The following is a 14,379-nucleotide window of genomic DNA, read 5'->3' as shown; positions in this document are numbered from 1 at the left end:
AAGATGTTAAAATTGACGCATATCAATATTAATGGGAATACCCTATGATCCCGGAAAAACGCGTAATCCGACGTATCCAGTCTGGTGGTTGTGCAATTCACTGTCAGGATTGCAGTATCAGCCAGCTCTGTATTCCTTTTACCTTAAATGAAAACGAGCTGGATCAGCTCGACAATATCATTGAAAGGAAAAAACCTATTCAGAAAGGACAGGCGCTGTTTAAAGCAGGTGATGAGCTCAAATCCCTGTATGCCATCCGTTCCGGGACCATTAAAAGTTACACCATTACTGAAGAGGGTGATGAGCAAATCACCGGTTTCCATCTGGCGGGCGACTTGGTCGGTTTTGACGCTATCAGTAATTTACAACATCCGAGTTTCGCACAAGCTCTGGAAACCTCCATGGTTTGTGAAATACCATTTGATACACTGGATGATTTATCAGGAAAAATGCCAAACCTGCGCCAGCAGATGATGCGCCTGATGAGTGGTGAGATCAAAGGTGATCAAGACATGATTTTGCTACTGTCGAAGAAGAATGCAGAAGAGCGCCTGGCCGCCTTCATCTATAATCTGTCTCGTCGTTTTGCTCAGCGTGGTTTCTCTCCACGTGAGTTCCGCCTGACGATGACCCGTGGTGACATTGGCAACTATTTAGGTCTGACAGTTGAAACCATTAGCCGTTTGCTAGGCCGTTTTCAGAAAAGCGATATTCTGAGTGTGAAAGGTAAGTACATCACTATTGAGAATACCGAGGCGCTAGGTCAACTCGCTGGTAATCCAAGACCAAGCCTGTAATCTAATCCAAAATACCCGGCAACTTGAAAGTTGGCGGGTATATTTATTGGCCTCGCCCTCTCTCCCACCTATCCTGTTTTCCTTTCATGGTTTACTCTTTAACTAACATACTGTTAATTCACGGTTGTAAGGAGACTCTATGGCAAAGTATCAGAATATTCTGGTTGCTATTGACCCCAATCAGGATGATCAACCTGCATTAAGGCGTGCAGTTTACCTTGTGCAGCGCAATGGCGGCACAATCAAAGCATTTTTGGCTATTTATGATCTGTCATATGATATGACTACCCTGCTGTCGCCCGATGAGCGCACCGCAATGCGTAAAGGGGTTATCAGCCAACGGTCCGCATGGATAAGCGAGCAGTGCCGGTTTTACCTTGATGCGGGTATCCCAATTGAAATCAAAGTGGTGTGGCATAATCGGCCTTATGAAGCCATCATTCAGGAAGTCCTGAACGCCAAGCACGATTTGTTATTAAAGATGGCACATCAGCATGATCGTCTTGAGTCCATTATCTTTACGCCAACGGACTGGCATTTATTGCGTAAATGCCCGTGCCCGGTCTGGATGGTTAAAGACCAACCCTGGCCAGAAGGTGCCACAGCGCTGGTGGCAGTTAACCTTTCAAGTGAAGACCCACTTCATGACCCACTCAATCTGCGACTGGTCAAAGAGACCAGAGAGTTAGCTGAGAATGTTAATCAAACTCCGGTACATCTGATCAGCGCCTATCCGGTAACACCGATTAATATCGCCATTGAATTGCCTGATTTTGACCCGAGTGTCTATAACGATGCCATTCGTGGTCAGCACTTAGTTGCGATGAAAGCATTGCGCCAACAGTTTGGCATTGATGAAAAATTCACCCATGTTGAAAAGGGCCTACCTGAAGAGGTTATTCCTGATTTGGCTGAACACTTGCGGGCTGGGGTGGTTGTTCTGGGTACTTTGGGCCGTACTGGGCTATCTGCCGCCTTTATTGGTAACACCACAGAACATGTGATCGACCATCTTAAATGTGACTTACTGGCCATTAAACCAGAAGGATTTACCTGTCCGATAGAAGGCAATGAAGATCTGGAAGAAATTGGATAACCCCTCCGGCGGCATCCATTGATTAAACCAAAAAGAAGGGCCACCGCATAAGTGGCCCTTGATCTGATTCGTTATAACAGATTACAACGCGCGTAAAATTGCTTCTACGCTGTCTTTGGCATCCCCAAACAACATTTGGGTATTTTCTTTAAAGAACAATGGGTTTTGCACGCCAGCATAGCCGGTATTCATTGAACGTTTAAAGGCAATAACACTTTGCGCTTTCCACACTTCCAACACCGGCATACCTGCAATCGGACTACGCGGGTCTTCAAGTGCGGCTGGGTTAACCGTATCGTTGGCACCAATCACCAACACGACATCAGTGCTTGGGAAATCATCATTGATCTCATCCATTTCCAACACTACGTCATAAGGGACTTTGGCTTCAGCCAATAACACGTTCATATGGCCTGGCAAACGCCCTGCAACCGGGTGAATACCAAAGCGCACTTTGATGCCCCGCGCTTGCAGTTTGGCAGTAATCTCAGCGACTGGATATTGTGCCTGTGCTACCGCCATGCCATAGCCTGGAGTGATGATAACTGAGCTGGAGTTTTTCAACAGATCAGCCACTTCTTCTGCTGTAGTTTCACGGTATTCGCCCATTTCTTCCGCATTACCGGTAGAAGAACCATCAGTACCAAAACCACCGGCGATCACACTGATAAACGAGCGGTTCATCGCTTTACACATGATGTAAGACAGAATAGCACCGGAAGAACCAACCAAGGCACCCGTTACAATCAGCAGGTCATTGCTCAACATGAAGCCTGCGGCAGCAGCGGCCCAACCAGAGTAGGAGTTCAGCATTGAGACCACAACCGGCATGTCAGCACCACCGATTGACGCGACCAAGTGCCAGCCAAAGCCCAGAGCAATCACTGTCATCAATAACAACGCGACCACTTGTAAACCAACGCTATCTGTTTTGACGAACATTATCATCAGCAGGAATGATACAACCAGCGCCACCAGATTCAACTTATGGCGTTGTGGCAACATCAGTGGCTTGGATGAGATAATCCCGCGTAATTTACCAAAGGCAACGATAGAACCAGTGAATGTTACCGCCCCGATAAAGATACCCAAGAATACTTCGGTCAGATGGATATTCACCATCACCGCGTCCATCACCACCGGGCCGTGGTCCAGATAGCTGTTAAAGCCAACCAGAACGGCTGCCAGGCCGACGAAACTGTGCAAGATAGCGACCAGTTCTGGCATTTCAGTCATTTCGACTTTTTTCGCCAGATAGATACCAATAGCACCACCAATTACCATGGCAATGATAATCCAGGCAACATTACCTGAATCCGGCCCAAGGATGGTGGCGATAAGCGCGATGGCCATACCGGTCACACCGAAAGTGTTACCTTGTTTGGATGTTTCGTGGCGCGACAGCCCAGCCAAACTGAAAATAAATAAAATCGCAGCAACTATGTACGCAGCTGTAACGAGACCACTAGACATCAGTTACCCCTATATTTTTGTGTGACATTATTTTTATACCCGCCGAGTTTTTATACCACTCAGTTTTTACGGAACATTTTCAACATGCGTTGGGTGACCGTGAAGCCGCCAAAAATGTTGATACTGGCAATCAGTACGGCAATAAAGGATAAGAAACTCACCCAACCGCCATGACCAATCTGCAATAATGCGCCGACAACGATAATGCCTGAAATTGCGTTAGTGACTGACATTAAAGGTGTATGTAGCGCATGGCTGACGTTCCACACCACGTAGTAACCCACCACGCACGCCAGTGCAAAAACCGTAAAGTGAGATAAAAACTCTTTCGGAGCAACATTTGCCAACCAGCCAAACAACACAATAGCCAGAGCCATAATGATGTATTTTGGCCATGGTGAACCAGGCTTAGCGTCTTCTTTCACAATAGGTTCAGCTTTAGCCACCTGAGGTTGTGCTGATACCTGAATCGGCGGCGCTGGCCACGTTATTTCACCGGTTTTGACCACGGTAACACCGCGAATCACGGTATCTTCGAAATCAATATCTATCTCACCATTTTTCTCTTTGCAGAGTAATTTCAGTAAGTTAACCAGGTTAGTTCCGTAAAGCTGGGATGACTGGGTCGGCAAACGGCTTGGTAGGTCGGTATAACCGATGATTTTTACGCCATTCTCTGTCACGGTCACTTGATCGGCAACGGTCAGTTCACAGTTACCACCGGTCTGCGCGGCCAGGTCAACAATCACACTGCCTGACTTCATTGATGCCACCATCTCTTTGGTGATCAGCCGTGGAGCAGATTTACCCGGAATCAGTGCCGTCGTAACAATGATGTCCACTTCAGCGGCTTGAGCGGCAAACAGCGCCATTTCGGCTTTGATAAAAGCTTCGGACATCACTTTGGCGTAGCCGTCACCACTGCCTGCTTCTTCCTCAAAATCCAACTCGAGGAACTCAGCACCCATACTCTGGACTTGTTCTTTTACTTCTGGGCGGGTGTCGAAAGCACGCACGATAGCACCCATGCTCCCTGCCGCCCCAATGGCTGCCAAACCTGCAACCCCGGCCCCGATAATCACAACCTTCGCCGGTTGAACTTTACCCGCAGCCGTAATTTGCCCAGTGAAGAAGCGACCAAATTCATGGGCAGCTTCAACAATGGCACGATAACCGGCAATATTTGCCATTGAACTGAGAGCATCCATAGATTGTGCACGGGATATACGCGGCACTGAATCCATGGCCAATACGGTTACCTGACGCTCAGCTAACTTTTGTAGCAATTCAGGGTTCTGTGCTGGCCAAATAAAGCTGGCCAACGTACTCCCGGCACGCATCAGGGGGATTTCTTCCTCAAGGGGCGCATTCACTTTGAGGATAAGATCGGATTGCCACACATCGGTGGTATCCGTAATAGTGGCACCCGCTTCTTGGTACGCCGCATCATCGAAACTGGCTAAGTGGCCAGCTCCGCTTTCAATCGCCACGGTGAAGCCTAATTTCAGCAGTTGTTCCACCGTTTTCGGCGTTGCTGCAACACGGGCTTCATTGGCCAACCGCTCTTTTGGTACACCAATACGCATAATGTTCCCTTTTACCTGTCTTTGATGATGAGTATTGCCATATCCATCTTATTCGGTGTTGTTGGAGCGTTAGCGACTCACATTCACCCGAATTAGGGATGTGGGATTCGTTTCCTTGCTGCTTACCTGCAACACCCATTAATTTGGGCATGCTTCAGTTCTCTTTGGTTACTGACAAACCTGCTTTGCTACAGCTCCTTATAACCTACTGAAAATGTGACTGATGATCCATATCTGTGTGCGCTTCTGGTGCAGTTTTTGCACTAAAACTGGCAGGCGGAAAGAACTCTGTATAATTCACTACAAAAATAATATTTACCAGAGGCTTGTCCTGCAACTTTGCACCAAAATAACAAGTCGAGCAATAATGAGACAGCCCAGCAATGGCGCGGCATCAGGTTAGCAAAATGTAAATAATCAGCACTTATGACGTTAAAGCAATTATTCGTAAAGCTTATCCCTATTATTGCTGTAAAGTGGCGACGGGCTAATCTTCAGAATTGATATACTAAGACATATAAATTGCTGAGACACCCACCATTATTACATGTAATAATCATCTGCTATTCTGTTACACATCAATTGTTCCGCACGTATCAACGTTAATGCGCAAGGCGAAAGGATTTTTTATGAAGCTGAAATACACGATCATCGCATCGGCATTGCTATCACTCACCGCGCTTTCTGCTGCACAAGCGGCAAAAGAACTCGCACCAGAGCAAGCAGCAGCCATTAAGCCATTTGATCGCATTACTATTACTGGCCGATTTAATGCAATCAATGAGGCAGCGGATGCGGTATCGCGCCGAGCTGACAAATTGGGCGCAGACTCTTTCTATATTCAGGATATCAACAGCAACAATAATGGCGGCAACTGGCGTGTAACGGCCGATGTTTATCATAAAGATGCACCGGAAGTGAGCAAAGAAACCCAGTATCGCGTCTTTAATGATGTTAAAGAATTGCCAAAAGCAGAAGCCTATGCGCTTCAACCTTATGATACCGTTTCTGTTAGTGGCTTCTTCCGTAGCCAGCCTGATATCAACGATGCCATTTCAAAGGCAGCAAAAGAGAAAGGGGCTTACTCCTTCTTTATCGTGCGTCAGGTTGATGCAAACCAAGGTGGCAACCAGTTTGTGACGGCATATGTTTATAAAGCAGATGCGGCAAAACGTGTTGTTCAAAGCCCTGATGTTATTCCAGCCGATTCTGACGCTGGCCGTGCAGCACTGGCTGCCGGTGGCGCTGCTGCTGCCAACGTCGAAATCCCAGGAGTTGCCTCTTCAGGTACGCCAAGTGCTGATGTGGGCCGTTTCTTCGAAACGCAATCATCAACCGGTAAACGTTACACTGTCACCCTGAATGATGGTACTCAAATTCAGGAACTGAACAACACGACTGCCGCACAGATGGTGCCGTTTGATTCTATTACCTTTAGCGGTCACTACAACAGCATGACTGACGTATCTCATGAAGTCGCTAAACGTGCTGCGGCAAAAGGTGCGAAGTATTACCATGTGACTCGCCAGTGGCAGAACCAAAGTGGTGGTAACCTGAGTGTTAGCGCTGACTTGTTCAAATAAGTTTGCGTGAATTTTGTTACTGTAAGGGCAGCTACGTGCTGCCTTTTTTATGTGTCTGCTGTTGTCCTGCTTCTTATTGATACGGATTGAATAATTTTTTGTCCAAATCGCATAACCAATCATTGCATGATCGCGCCCCACTCCGTAAAATCTCCCGAAAATTTTGGGGCTATTATCTGTCAGCTATCGATAAGTTTGCCTCATATAATGCTGCTTACAAGTCAGTAACCATTCATTAATACTATCAAAACCAGGATCCATAATTGGAAAAAAAACTCGGCCTGACTGCGCTAACCGCGCTGGTCCTTAGCTCAATGCTGGGAGCGGGTGTGTTCAGCCTGCCGCAAAACATGGCGGAAGTTGCCAGCCCTGCGGCACTGCTTATCGGCTGGAGTATTACCGGCGTGGGGATCATCTTCCTGGCGTTTGCCATGCTATTACTGACGCGCTTGCGCCCTGATCTCGATGGCGGAATATTCACCTATGCCAAAGAAGGCTTTGGTGATCTTATCGGTTTTTTCTCAGCTTGGGGTTACTGGCTGTGCGCCGTTATTGCTAATGTCTCTTACTTAGTAATTGTTTTTGCTGCATTAAGCTTCTTTACTGATAAATCAGGTCACATTATCTTCGGTGAAGGTAATACCTGGCAGGCATTGCTGGGAGCCACCCTCCTGCTGTGGTTGGTGCATGCGCTGGTTCTGCGTGGCGTTCAAACCGCCGCCAGTATTAACCTGGCCGCCACGTTAGCAAAACTGTTACCTATCGGTGGCTTTATTGTGTTAGCCGGTCTGGCATTTAGCCTTGATACTTTCAGTTTTGATTTTAGTGGCGTAGCGCTGCATACCCCGGTTTGGCAGCAAGTTAAAGACACCATGCTGATAACGCTCTGGGTCTTTATTGGTGTCGAAGGTGCCGTAGTTGTGTCGGCCCGTGCACGCAATAAAAAAGATGTGGGTCGGGCAACGATGTTAGCCGTGCTGTCTGCTCTGTGCGTTTATTTGTTAATTACCCTATTGTCTCTTGGCGTAGTGCCCCGTGCCGAGTTAGCCGGTATGCGTAATCCGTCGATGGCTGGAATTATGGTCGAGATGATTGGCCCTTGGGGTGAAGTCATCATTGCCACGGGGCTTATTATTTCGGTGTGTGGTGCTTATCTTAGCTGGACCATTATGGCTGCTGAAGTGCCGATGGTTGCAGCCAGGCACGGAGCATTCCCCAAAATATTCCGCCATCAGAATAAAAATAATGCGCCAGCACAATCACTATGGTTAACCAATTGTGCGGTTCAAGTGGCTCTGATTCTGATTTGGCTGACGGGCAGTAACTACAATACCTTGCTGACAATCGCATCAGAAATGATTCTGGTACCCTACTTTCTGGTGGGAGCCTTCTTATTTAAAATTGCCTTAAAACGTCACGATTGGCGTTTGATTATTGCTGCCAGTGGCGCGTGTTTGTATGGTTTGTGGCTAATTTATGCCGCCGGGCTGGTGTATTTACTGTTATCTGTTTTGTTATATGCCCCTGGGCTATTGGTGTTTATTTATGCACGTAAAGGGCATGAGGGACTGAAATTACTGAATACAGTGGAACGGTCAGCTATCTGCTTGGTACTGATTGCAACCATTCCGGCCACCTGGATTGCTATGCACTAAACCCGAGTTTTGCTAAATGAAAGGTACAGCAAAATGAAGGCCTCAAATGGGCTGGCTGCCTTAGCTCAGTTTGCCCGTTTGAGTATGACCTAAAGAAAGTTATGGCGTAGAGATAACTATTTACTTGCCGTTTCCGCCAAATCCACGGATAGACACTCCCCTTGCTGGCTTAATTTTATTGATTCCGGCAATTTTTGCTTAATCTCGCCGAGTTGACTGGTTTCCAAAGGGTAAGGCAACTGGATATCCAATAGGGCAATGCCCTGTTGTTCTGCTAGCCGAATCAAGCGAACGATATTGGTTTGATCGCTAAGCTGGGTAGATAGTACCTGTAAGGCCAATGCATTAAGCCGCTCTTGCGGCGTTTTTTCCATTTCCGTCTGCGATTTTACCACCATGCCAAATATGGGCATAACACCATAAATCGCCTCAATAAAACTCCAACGCTTTTTGCATGATGCGGCTAAAAATACCGTGTAATCGAAGCAGACCTTTTCACTGTGCGCTGGCACACCGATGTGTTCGCCACTCATCCCTCAGTCCTCAGCTGATCGATACAGCTATTCATTAATCGTAAGTATTGATATATAAACGATAGGCGCAACAAAATAGAGATGACGATATAATCACTTTTATTAATATAATGAAATGATTTGCCAGTTGTCTAGCAATCAGTCATCAGCATTTATGCTTAACAGACTAAGTAACATGCATAGTATTGCTGCCAACAGCGCGCTATGCTGAATTCCGGCACCTTTATAAACTGAAAAACATGACCAAAATTGTTTTTGTGGAAGACGACGCAGAAGTCGGAAAATTGATTGCTGCCTATCTGGGTAAGCATGATATCGATGTGTTGGTAGAACCACGTGGCGATACAGCCCAAGCGGTTATTGAACAACAACAACCGGACTTGGTATTACTTGATATCATGTTGCCAGGAAAAGATGGTATGACACTGTGCCGTGATTTGCGCCCCGTTTATGAGGGGCCGATTGTACTGCTGACCTCGCTGGACAGTGATATGAACCATATTCTGTCGCTTGAAATGGGGGCAAACGACTATATCCTCAAAACCACGCCACCTGCTGTACTGTTGGCGCGCCTACGGTTACATCTGCGTCAGCATAATCTGCAACAAAACAAAGAGACCATTAGCCCGCCCCATACCGGCCATAATGCGATCCATTTCGGCTTGCTGTGTATTGATCCAGTAAACCGCCAAGTCAATCTTAGCGATGAAGAGATAACGTTATCCACGTCAGATTTTGATTTGTTATGGGAGTTAGCTACCCATGCAGGAATAATAATGGATCGTGAAGCGTTGCTGAAAAATTTACGTGGTGTCAGCTATGACGGTATGGATCGCAGTATAGATGTTGCCATATCGCGTTTACGCCGCAAACTCTATGACAATGCTATCGAACCATTTCGTATCAAAACCGTGCGTAATAAAGGCTATTTGTTCGCCCCAAATGCCTGGGAGTCAGTGCATCCATGAGGAAACTATTCATTCAATTTTTCTTATTACTGTTCGTCTGTTTTATGGTGATGGCCATGTTGGTCGGCTTAGTTTACAAAGTCACCGCAGAGCGTGCCGGTCGACAGTCATTAGATGACCTGATGAAAAGTTCGCTTTCATTGATGCGCAGTGAATTACGAGAAATCCCTCTGAAGGATTGGAATAAAACCATTGCCACACTGGATTTAAACCTTTCCTTTCAGTTGCATATAGAGCCTCTTGATAAACGTGATCTCGGTGAGCGTTTGAATAAACGCCTACGGGCGGGTGAAATTATTGCCTTAGATGATGAATATACTTTCCTGCAACGTATCCCTCGTAGTCACTACGCTCTTGCTGTCGGCCCAGTCCCCTATTTGTTTTATTTGCATCAAATGCGCCTGCTCGACTTGGCCTTATTAATCTTAATTGGTCTGTCTTTGGCGCTGCCAGTATTCTTGTGGATGCGCCCGCACTGGAAAGATCTATTAAAATTGGAGAATGCGGCTCAACGACTGGGTGCTGGCTACCTTGACGAGCGAACGCATTTTGATCCTACCTCCAGTTTGAACCGTTTAGGTGTGGCGTTTAATCAAATGGCTGACAATATCAATACGCTGATTGTTAGCAAGAAACTGCTCATAGATGGTATTGCGCATGAACTTCGCACCCCACTCGTGCGTTTACGATATCGTTTAGCGATGAGTGACAACCTGACAGAAAGTGAGCAATTAGCTTTAAATCATGATATTGGCCAGTTAGAAGCACTTATTGATGAGTTACTGACCTACGCTCGGCTGGATCGCCCGCAGGTTTCCCTTAATCTGGAACCTATCGACTTACCCGCCTGGCTAACAACAAAAGTCGCGGATATACGCTTAATTCATAGTGAACGGGAAATCGAACTGGATATCCCCCACCGTGGTGACTTTGGCGCTGTCGACCTGCGCCTGATGGAGCGAGTATTAGATAATCTGGTTAATAACGCGCTACGTTATTCCACTAAACGACTACGTATTGGATTATGGTTTGACGGTGACAACGCTTGCCTGCAAGTTGAAGATGATGGCCCTGGCATTCCTCTGGAAGAGCGTGCACGGGTTTTCGAGCCTTTTGTGCGCCTAGATCCCAGCCGCGACCGCGCAACGGGAGGCTGTGGCCTGGGTCTGGCGATTGTACACTCCATCGCTCTGGCTTATCAGGGCAATATTTCCGTTGATGCCAGTTCATTAGGCGGTGCCAGTTTCCGTTTCTGTTGGCCGGTACAAAATCCTTACTCACTGTCCGTTGATCAAGATTAAACACTAACTTTCACTCTGGAGTGTTTTATGTCCACCGCTTACCAGCACCTGCGTTCTACATTCACCCGCCTGGCTCGTTTCGAGCACCTGTCGGCTATCGCCGGATGGGATATGCAGACCATGATGCCAGCAAAAGGCAACCTTGCCCGCTCAGAAGCTATGGCGGAGCTAAATGTCTTACAACACCAGATATTAACGGCCAAACAGGTTGGCGAATGGCTGATGCTCGCCGAGCAAGAAACGTTAGATAGCGTTGAACAGGCAAACTTACGCGAAATGCGCCGTCATTATGACAATGCAGTCCTGCTGCCAGAAGCATTGGTTGAAGCCAAGTCGTTGGCTGGAGCCAAATGTGAGCATGCCTGGCGGCAACAGCGCATCGCTAATGATTGGCATGGCTTTGCAGAAAATCTGCGCGAAGTGGTCAAACTTAGCCGCGAAGAAGCCTCAATCCGCGCTCAGGCCGCAGGTACCTCAGGTTATGATGCATTGCTTAACCTCTACGAACCAGGGACTAATAGTGCTGATTTGGATCGGATATTTGGTGATCTTAAGCAATGGCTACCTGCACTATTACAAAAAGTGACTGCTAAACAAGCTAATGAAAACTGCCTGCTCCCACAGGGCCCTTTTGACGTGGAAAAACAGCGTCAGCTTGGATTACAAGTGATGAAAGTACTCGGTTTTGACTTTGACGGCGGGCGGGTTGATGTCAGTGTGCACCCATTTTGCGGCGGTGTTCCTCAAGATGTGCGAATTACTACCCGTTATAACGAGCAAGAGTTTCTCAGTTCATTAATGGGTATTGTGCATGAAACAGGCCATGCCCGTTATGAGCAAAACCTACCACGAGAATGGTTAGGGCAACCCATATCCCATGCAAGATCAACTGCCATTCATGAGTCGCAAAGCTTACTATTTGAAATGCAATTAGCGCGCAGTGATGAATTTTTACAAGTGATCCGCCCACTGGTCGTACACCAATTTGGTGAACAACCTGCATTTGCAGAACACAATTTCATAGCTCTCAATCAGCGGGTTAAAACTGGCTTTATTCGAGTTGATGCCGATGAAGTGAGCTATCCTGCCCATGTTATATTGCGTTATGAAATCGAAAAAGCGTTAATCAGTGGTGAAATCGAAGTAGATGATATCCCTGCGTTGTGGAATGAGAAAATGCAGCAATACCTCGGTATTAACACCGAAGGCAATTACCGTAACGGATGTATGCAAGATATCCATTGGACCGATGGGGCTTTTGGCTATTTCCCAACGTATACCTTGGGTGCAATGTATGCAGCTCAACTGTTCCAAACTGCCCGTGATGTTATTCCAGACCTGGATAAGAGTATCGCAAATGGTGATCTCAGTACCCTCTTCACCTGGTTACAACAGAATATCTGGCAGCATGGTAGCCGTTACTCAACAGCAGAATTAATTACCAAAGCTACCGGTGAAACACTTAACCCACGCTACTTCCGCCAACATTTAGAACGCCGCTATTTGTAATTTGTGGCACTTGATTATTACCCGCGATGCTGGAACCTAATGGCGGTCACATGACTAATATAGGTTCTACTGCTACGCCTAACCTTTAATTAGGGTTGGGCGTAGCTCTCACTGGTTAACTAACATATCGCCTTACATTCAAACGACACTGGTGCTACATAATACGATGGTTTTATTAAAGACAACACACTGTATGTTGTAACTAAAATGTGCAAATTAGCATACTCGTCACACTAAATTATTGGTGTTGTACAATCGGTTACAAGCCGAAACCAATGACTCACGGAAGCCATTAAATATTTCCTCTACTCTCATTATAACGACCCAACGGGGCCGATATACAAACAGAACACTGAGGAATAAATTATGAAAACAGTATTAGCTCTGATTGTTGCTGCAACCTTGGGTATATCGTCTGTAGCAATGGCAGCAGATACCGTAGCGCCACCTGCAGCTCCAGCGGTTACAGCTCCGGCAGCGCATAGTGCACCGGCTAAAACCATGCACCATAAGAAAGCCAAAAAAACCGATTCGATGAAAAAAATGGATAAAACAGCCCCAGTGCAAAAAGCACAGGCCGCCAAAAAACATCATAAAAAAGCAGCACACAGTAAATCTGCACCAGCAGTAATGCCAGTGACCAAATAGCAGCAGCATTTAACTGGTGGAAGCTGAAGCTGGCTCTTCACGATTAACCTGCAACAGCGATTCACTCGACACCCGGTTTACCGGGTGTTTTCTATCAGGAGTGCTGATAATGCTGCGACGCTATTTATTTGAAGTCATTTTAACCATATTTGTTATTTGTGGTCTGATCACACTATTTTTTTATTTATAGTACCAACGGCCTATGCCGCTCTGAAATTATCGAAAAATCAATTACTGACAACACATGAAACAACTTATTATGTCTATAGTTAGCGATAGTGGAGCCATGATTAATAATTTAATCGATAGGCCTCAGGTGTGTTAATGGATGACCTTTGGTCAGTAAATAAAGGCAAGGCTAATCATTTATGCGTTTATCTTCATTACTATTATTGAGTCTGTTGCCGCTTTCTATTTCAGCAGCATTAGCCCTTCCCCCCACTGACAAACCGGATGATGAAATCAGCATTGCGGATCAAACCACGTTGTTTTTCGGGAAAGATGACCGCACAGCGCTGACAAATAGCACTGGGTGGCCATGGCAAGCTATTGGGCAAGTTGAAACAGCCAGTGGCAACCTTTGTACCGCAACGTTAATTTCCCCGCGACTGGCACTTACTGCTGGCCATTGTGTCCTTACTCCTCCGGGGAAGATTGATCGCGCTGTTGCCTTGCGATTTATTTCCCATGATAGCCATTGGAAGTACCAAATTACTCACTTGGAAACCCTGGTTGATGCAAAATTAGGTAAAAAACTCAAACCTGATGGCGATGGCTGGATTGTTCCGCCTGCCGCCGCCGCTTATGATTTTGCACTCATTCGATTAACTAACACAAAGCCTATTCCGATTAAGCCGTTACCCCTTTGGGATGGAACATCGAGTGAGTTGACGCAAGCGCTTAAGTTGGTTAATCGTAAAATAACTCAAGCAGGCTACCCGCTAGATCATCTTGAAACCCTATACAGCCATGAAGACTGTCTGGTTACAGGATGGGCACAGCAGGGCGTGCTCTCACACCAGTGCGATACCTTGCCAGGAGACAGTGGATCACCGCTGCTACTAAAGAATGGCGACGAGTGGTCTTTAATTGCGATTCAAAGTTCCGCCCCCGCCGCCAAAGACCGTTATCTTGCTGATAACCGCGCCTTAGCGGTAACAGCTATTAGAGAACGGTTAAAAGCGCTCGCTAAAAATGCGACAAAGTGATCATATTATTCAGTAATACTCT

The 14,379-nt window shown here is 46.5% G+C and carries 13 protein-coding genes; 10 read left to right on the top strand and 3 right to left on the bottom strand.

The features are described 5' to 3' along the window. Nucleotides 1-44: 44 nt before the first annotated feature. Together EL015_RS10485 and uspE are read left to right on the top strand one after the other, a co-directional pair. A complete protein-coding gene (locus EL015_RS10485; RefSeq protein WP_005184317.1) occupies nt 45-797 on the top strand; it encodes an FNR family transcription factor in 753 nt (250 codons plus the stop codon). Nucleotides 798-936: 139 nt separating this feature from the next. Continuing rightward, nucleotides 937-1,893 (top strand): universal stress protein UspE, encoded by a 957-nt coding sequence (uspE, locus tag EL015_RS10480; RefSeq protein ID WP_005184319.1) that lies wholly within the window; start codon nt 937-939, stop codon nt 1,891-1,893. A gap of 81 nt (nt 1,894-1,974) precedes the next feature. Here the strand turns inward: uspE and pntB are convergent, their stop codons facing one another. Continuing rightward, on the bottom strand, nt 1,975-3,366 hold the full coding sequence (gene pntB, locus EL015_RS10475) for a Re/Si-specific NAD(P)(+) transhydrogenase subunit beta (RefSeq protein WP_032906064.1): 1,392 nt from the start codon (nt 3,364-3,366) through the stop codon (nt 1,975-1,977). Between the two features lie 59 nt (nt 3,367-3,425). Further along, nucleotides 3,426-4,952 carry a Re/Si-specific NAD(P)(+) transhydrogenase subunit alpha gene (gene pntA, locus EL015_RS10470; protein ID WP_005184322.1) on the bottom strand — a complete coding sequence of 509 codons (1,527 nt, stop codon included), beginning with the start codon at nt 4,950-4,952 and terminating at the stop codon, nt 3,426-3,428. 629 nt (nt 4,953-5,581) lie between these two features. Here pntA and ydgH point away from each other — a divergent pair. Together ydgH and EL015_RS10455 are read left to right on the top strand one after the other, a co-directional pair. Beyond that, complete coding sequence (gene ydgH / locus EL015_RS10460; protein ID WP_032906066.1) at nt 5,582-6,535, top strand: DUF1471 family protein YdgH; 954 nt, start codon at nt 5,582-5,584, stop codon at nt 6,533-6,535. Nucleotides 6,536-6,798: 263 nt separating this feature from the next. After that, nucleotides 6,799-8,190: an amino acid permease gene (locus EL015_RS10455; RefSeq protein ID WP_005184329.1), complete on the top strand. Its 1,392-nt coding sequence runs from the start codon at nt 6,799-6,801 to the stop codon at nt 8,188-8,190. A gap of 116 nt (nt 8,191-8,306) precedes the next feature. Here the strand turns inward: EL015_RS10455 and EL015_RS10450 are convergent, their stop codons facing one another. Continuing rightward, a complete protein-coding gene (locus tag EL015_RS10450) occupies nt 8,307-8,723 on the bottom strand; it encodes a hypothetical protein (RefSeq protein WP_005184334.1) in 417 nt (138 codons plus the stop codon). A gap of 239 nt (nt 8,724-8,962) precedes the next feature. Between EL015_RS10450 and rstA the strand changes: the two genes are divergently transcribed. From rstA to EL015_RS10425, 6 genes are all read left to right on the top strand, one after another. Then, the gene (gene rstA / locus EL015_RS10445) at nt 8,963-9,691 is read left to right on the top strand and encodes a two-component system response regulator RstA (protein WP_032906104.1); all 729 of its coding nucleotides are present in this window, start codon (nt 8,963-8,965) and stop codon (nt 9,689-9,691) included. Next, on the top strand, nt 9,688-10,992 hold the full coding sequence (gene rstB, locus EL015_RS10440) for a two-component system sensor histidine kinase RstB (protein ID WP_032906067.1): 1,305 nt from the start codon (nt 9,688-9,690) through the stop codon (nt 10,990-10,992). Before rstA ends, rstB begins: the two co-directional genes overlap by 4 nt. Before the next feature lie 27 nt (nt 10,993-11,019). Then, nucleotides 11,020-12,501 (top strand): carboxypeptidase M32, encoded by a 1,482-nt coding sequence (locus EL015_RS10435; RefSeq protein ID WP_005184343.1) that lies wholly within the window; start codon nt 11,020-11,022, stop codon nt 12,499-12,501. Nucleotides 12,502-12,867: 366 nt separating this feature from the next. Further along, nucleotides 12,868-13,149 (top strand): acid resistance repetitive basic protein Asr, encoded by a 282-nt coding sequence (gene asr, locus EL015_RS10430; RefSeq protein WP_005184347.1) that lies wholly within the window; start codon nt 12,868-12,870, stop codon nt 13,147-13,149. Between the two features lie 109 nt (nt 13,150-13,258). Beyond that, nucleotides 13,259-13,339, top strand: coding sequence for a small membrane protein YdgU (ydgU, locus tag EL015_RS22205; RefSeq protein ID WP_455722208.1), 81 nt, complete (start codon nt 13,259-13,261; stop codon nt 13,337-13,339). Nucleotides 13,340-13,517: 178 nt separating this feature from the next. Next, a complete protein-coding gene (locus EL015_RS10425; protein ID WP_005184351.1) occupies nt 13,518-14,357 on the top strand; it encodes a trypsin-like serine peptidase in 840 nt (279 codons plus the stop codon). The last annotated feature ends 22 nt before the right edge of the window (nt 14,358-14,379 follow it).

Origin of the sequence: Yersinia intermedia (assembly GCF_900635455.1) — a bacterium.
In the GTDB taxonomy this organism is placed as follows: Bacteria; Pseudomonadota; Gammaproteobacteria; order Enterobacterales; family Enterobacteriaceae; genus Yersinia; species Yersinia intermedia.
The sequence above is the reverse complement of the archived record's forward strand: the minus strand, read 5'-3'. Positions and strand labels throughout refer to the sequence as shown.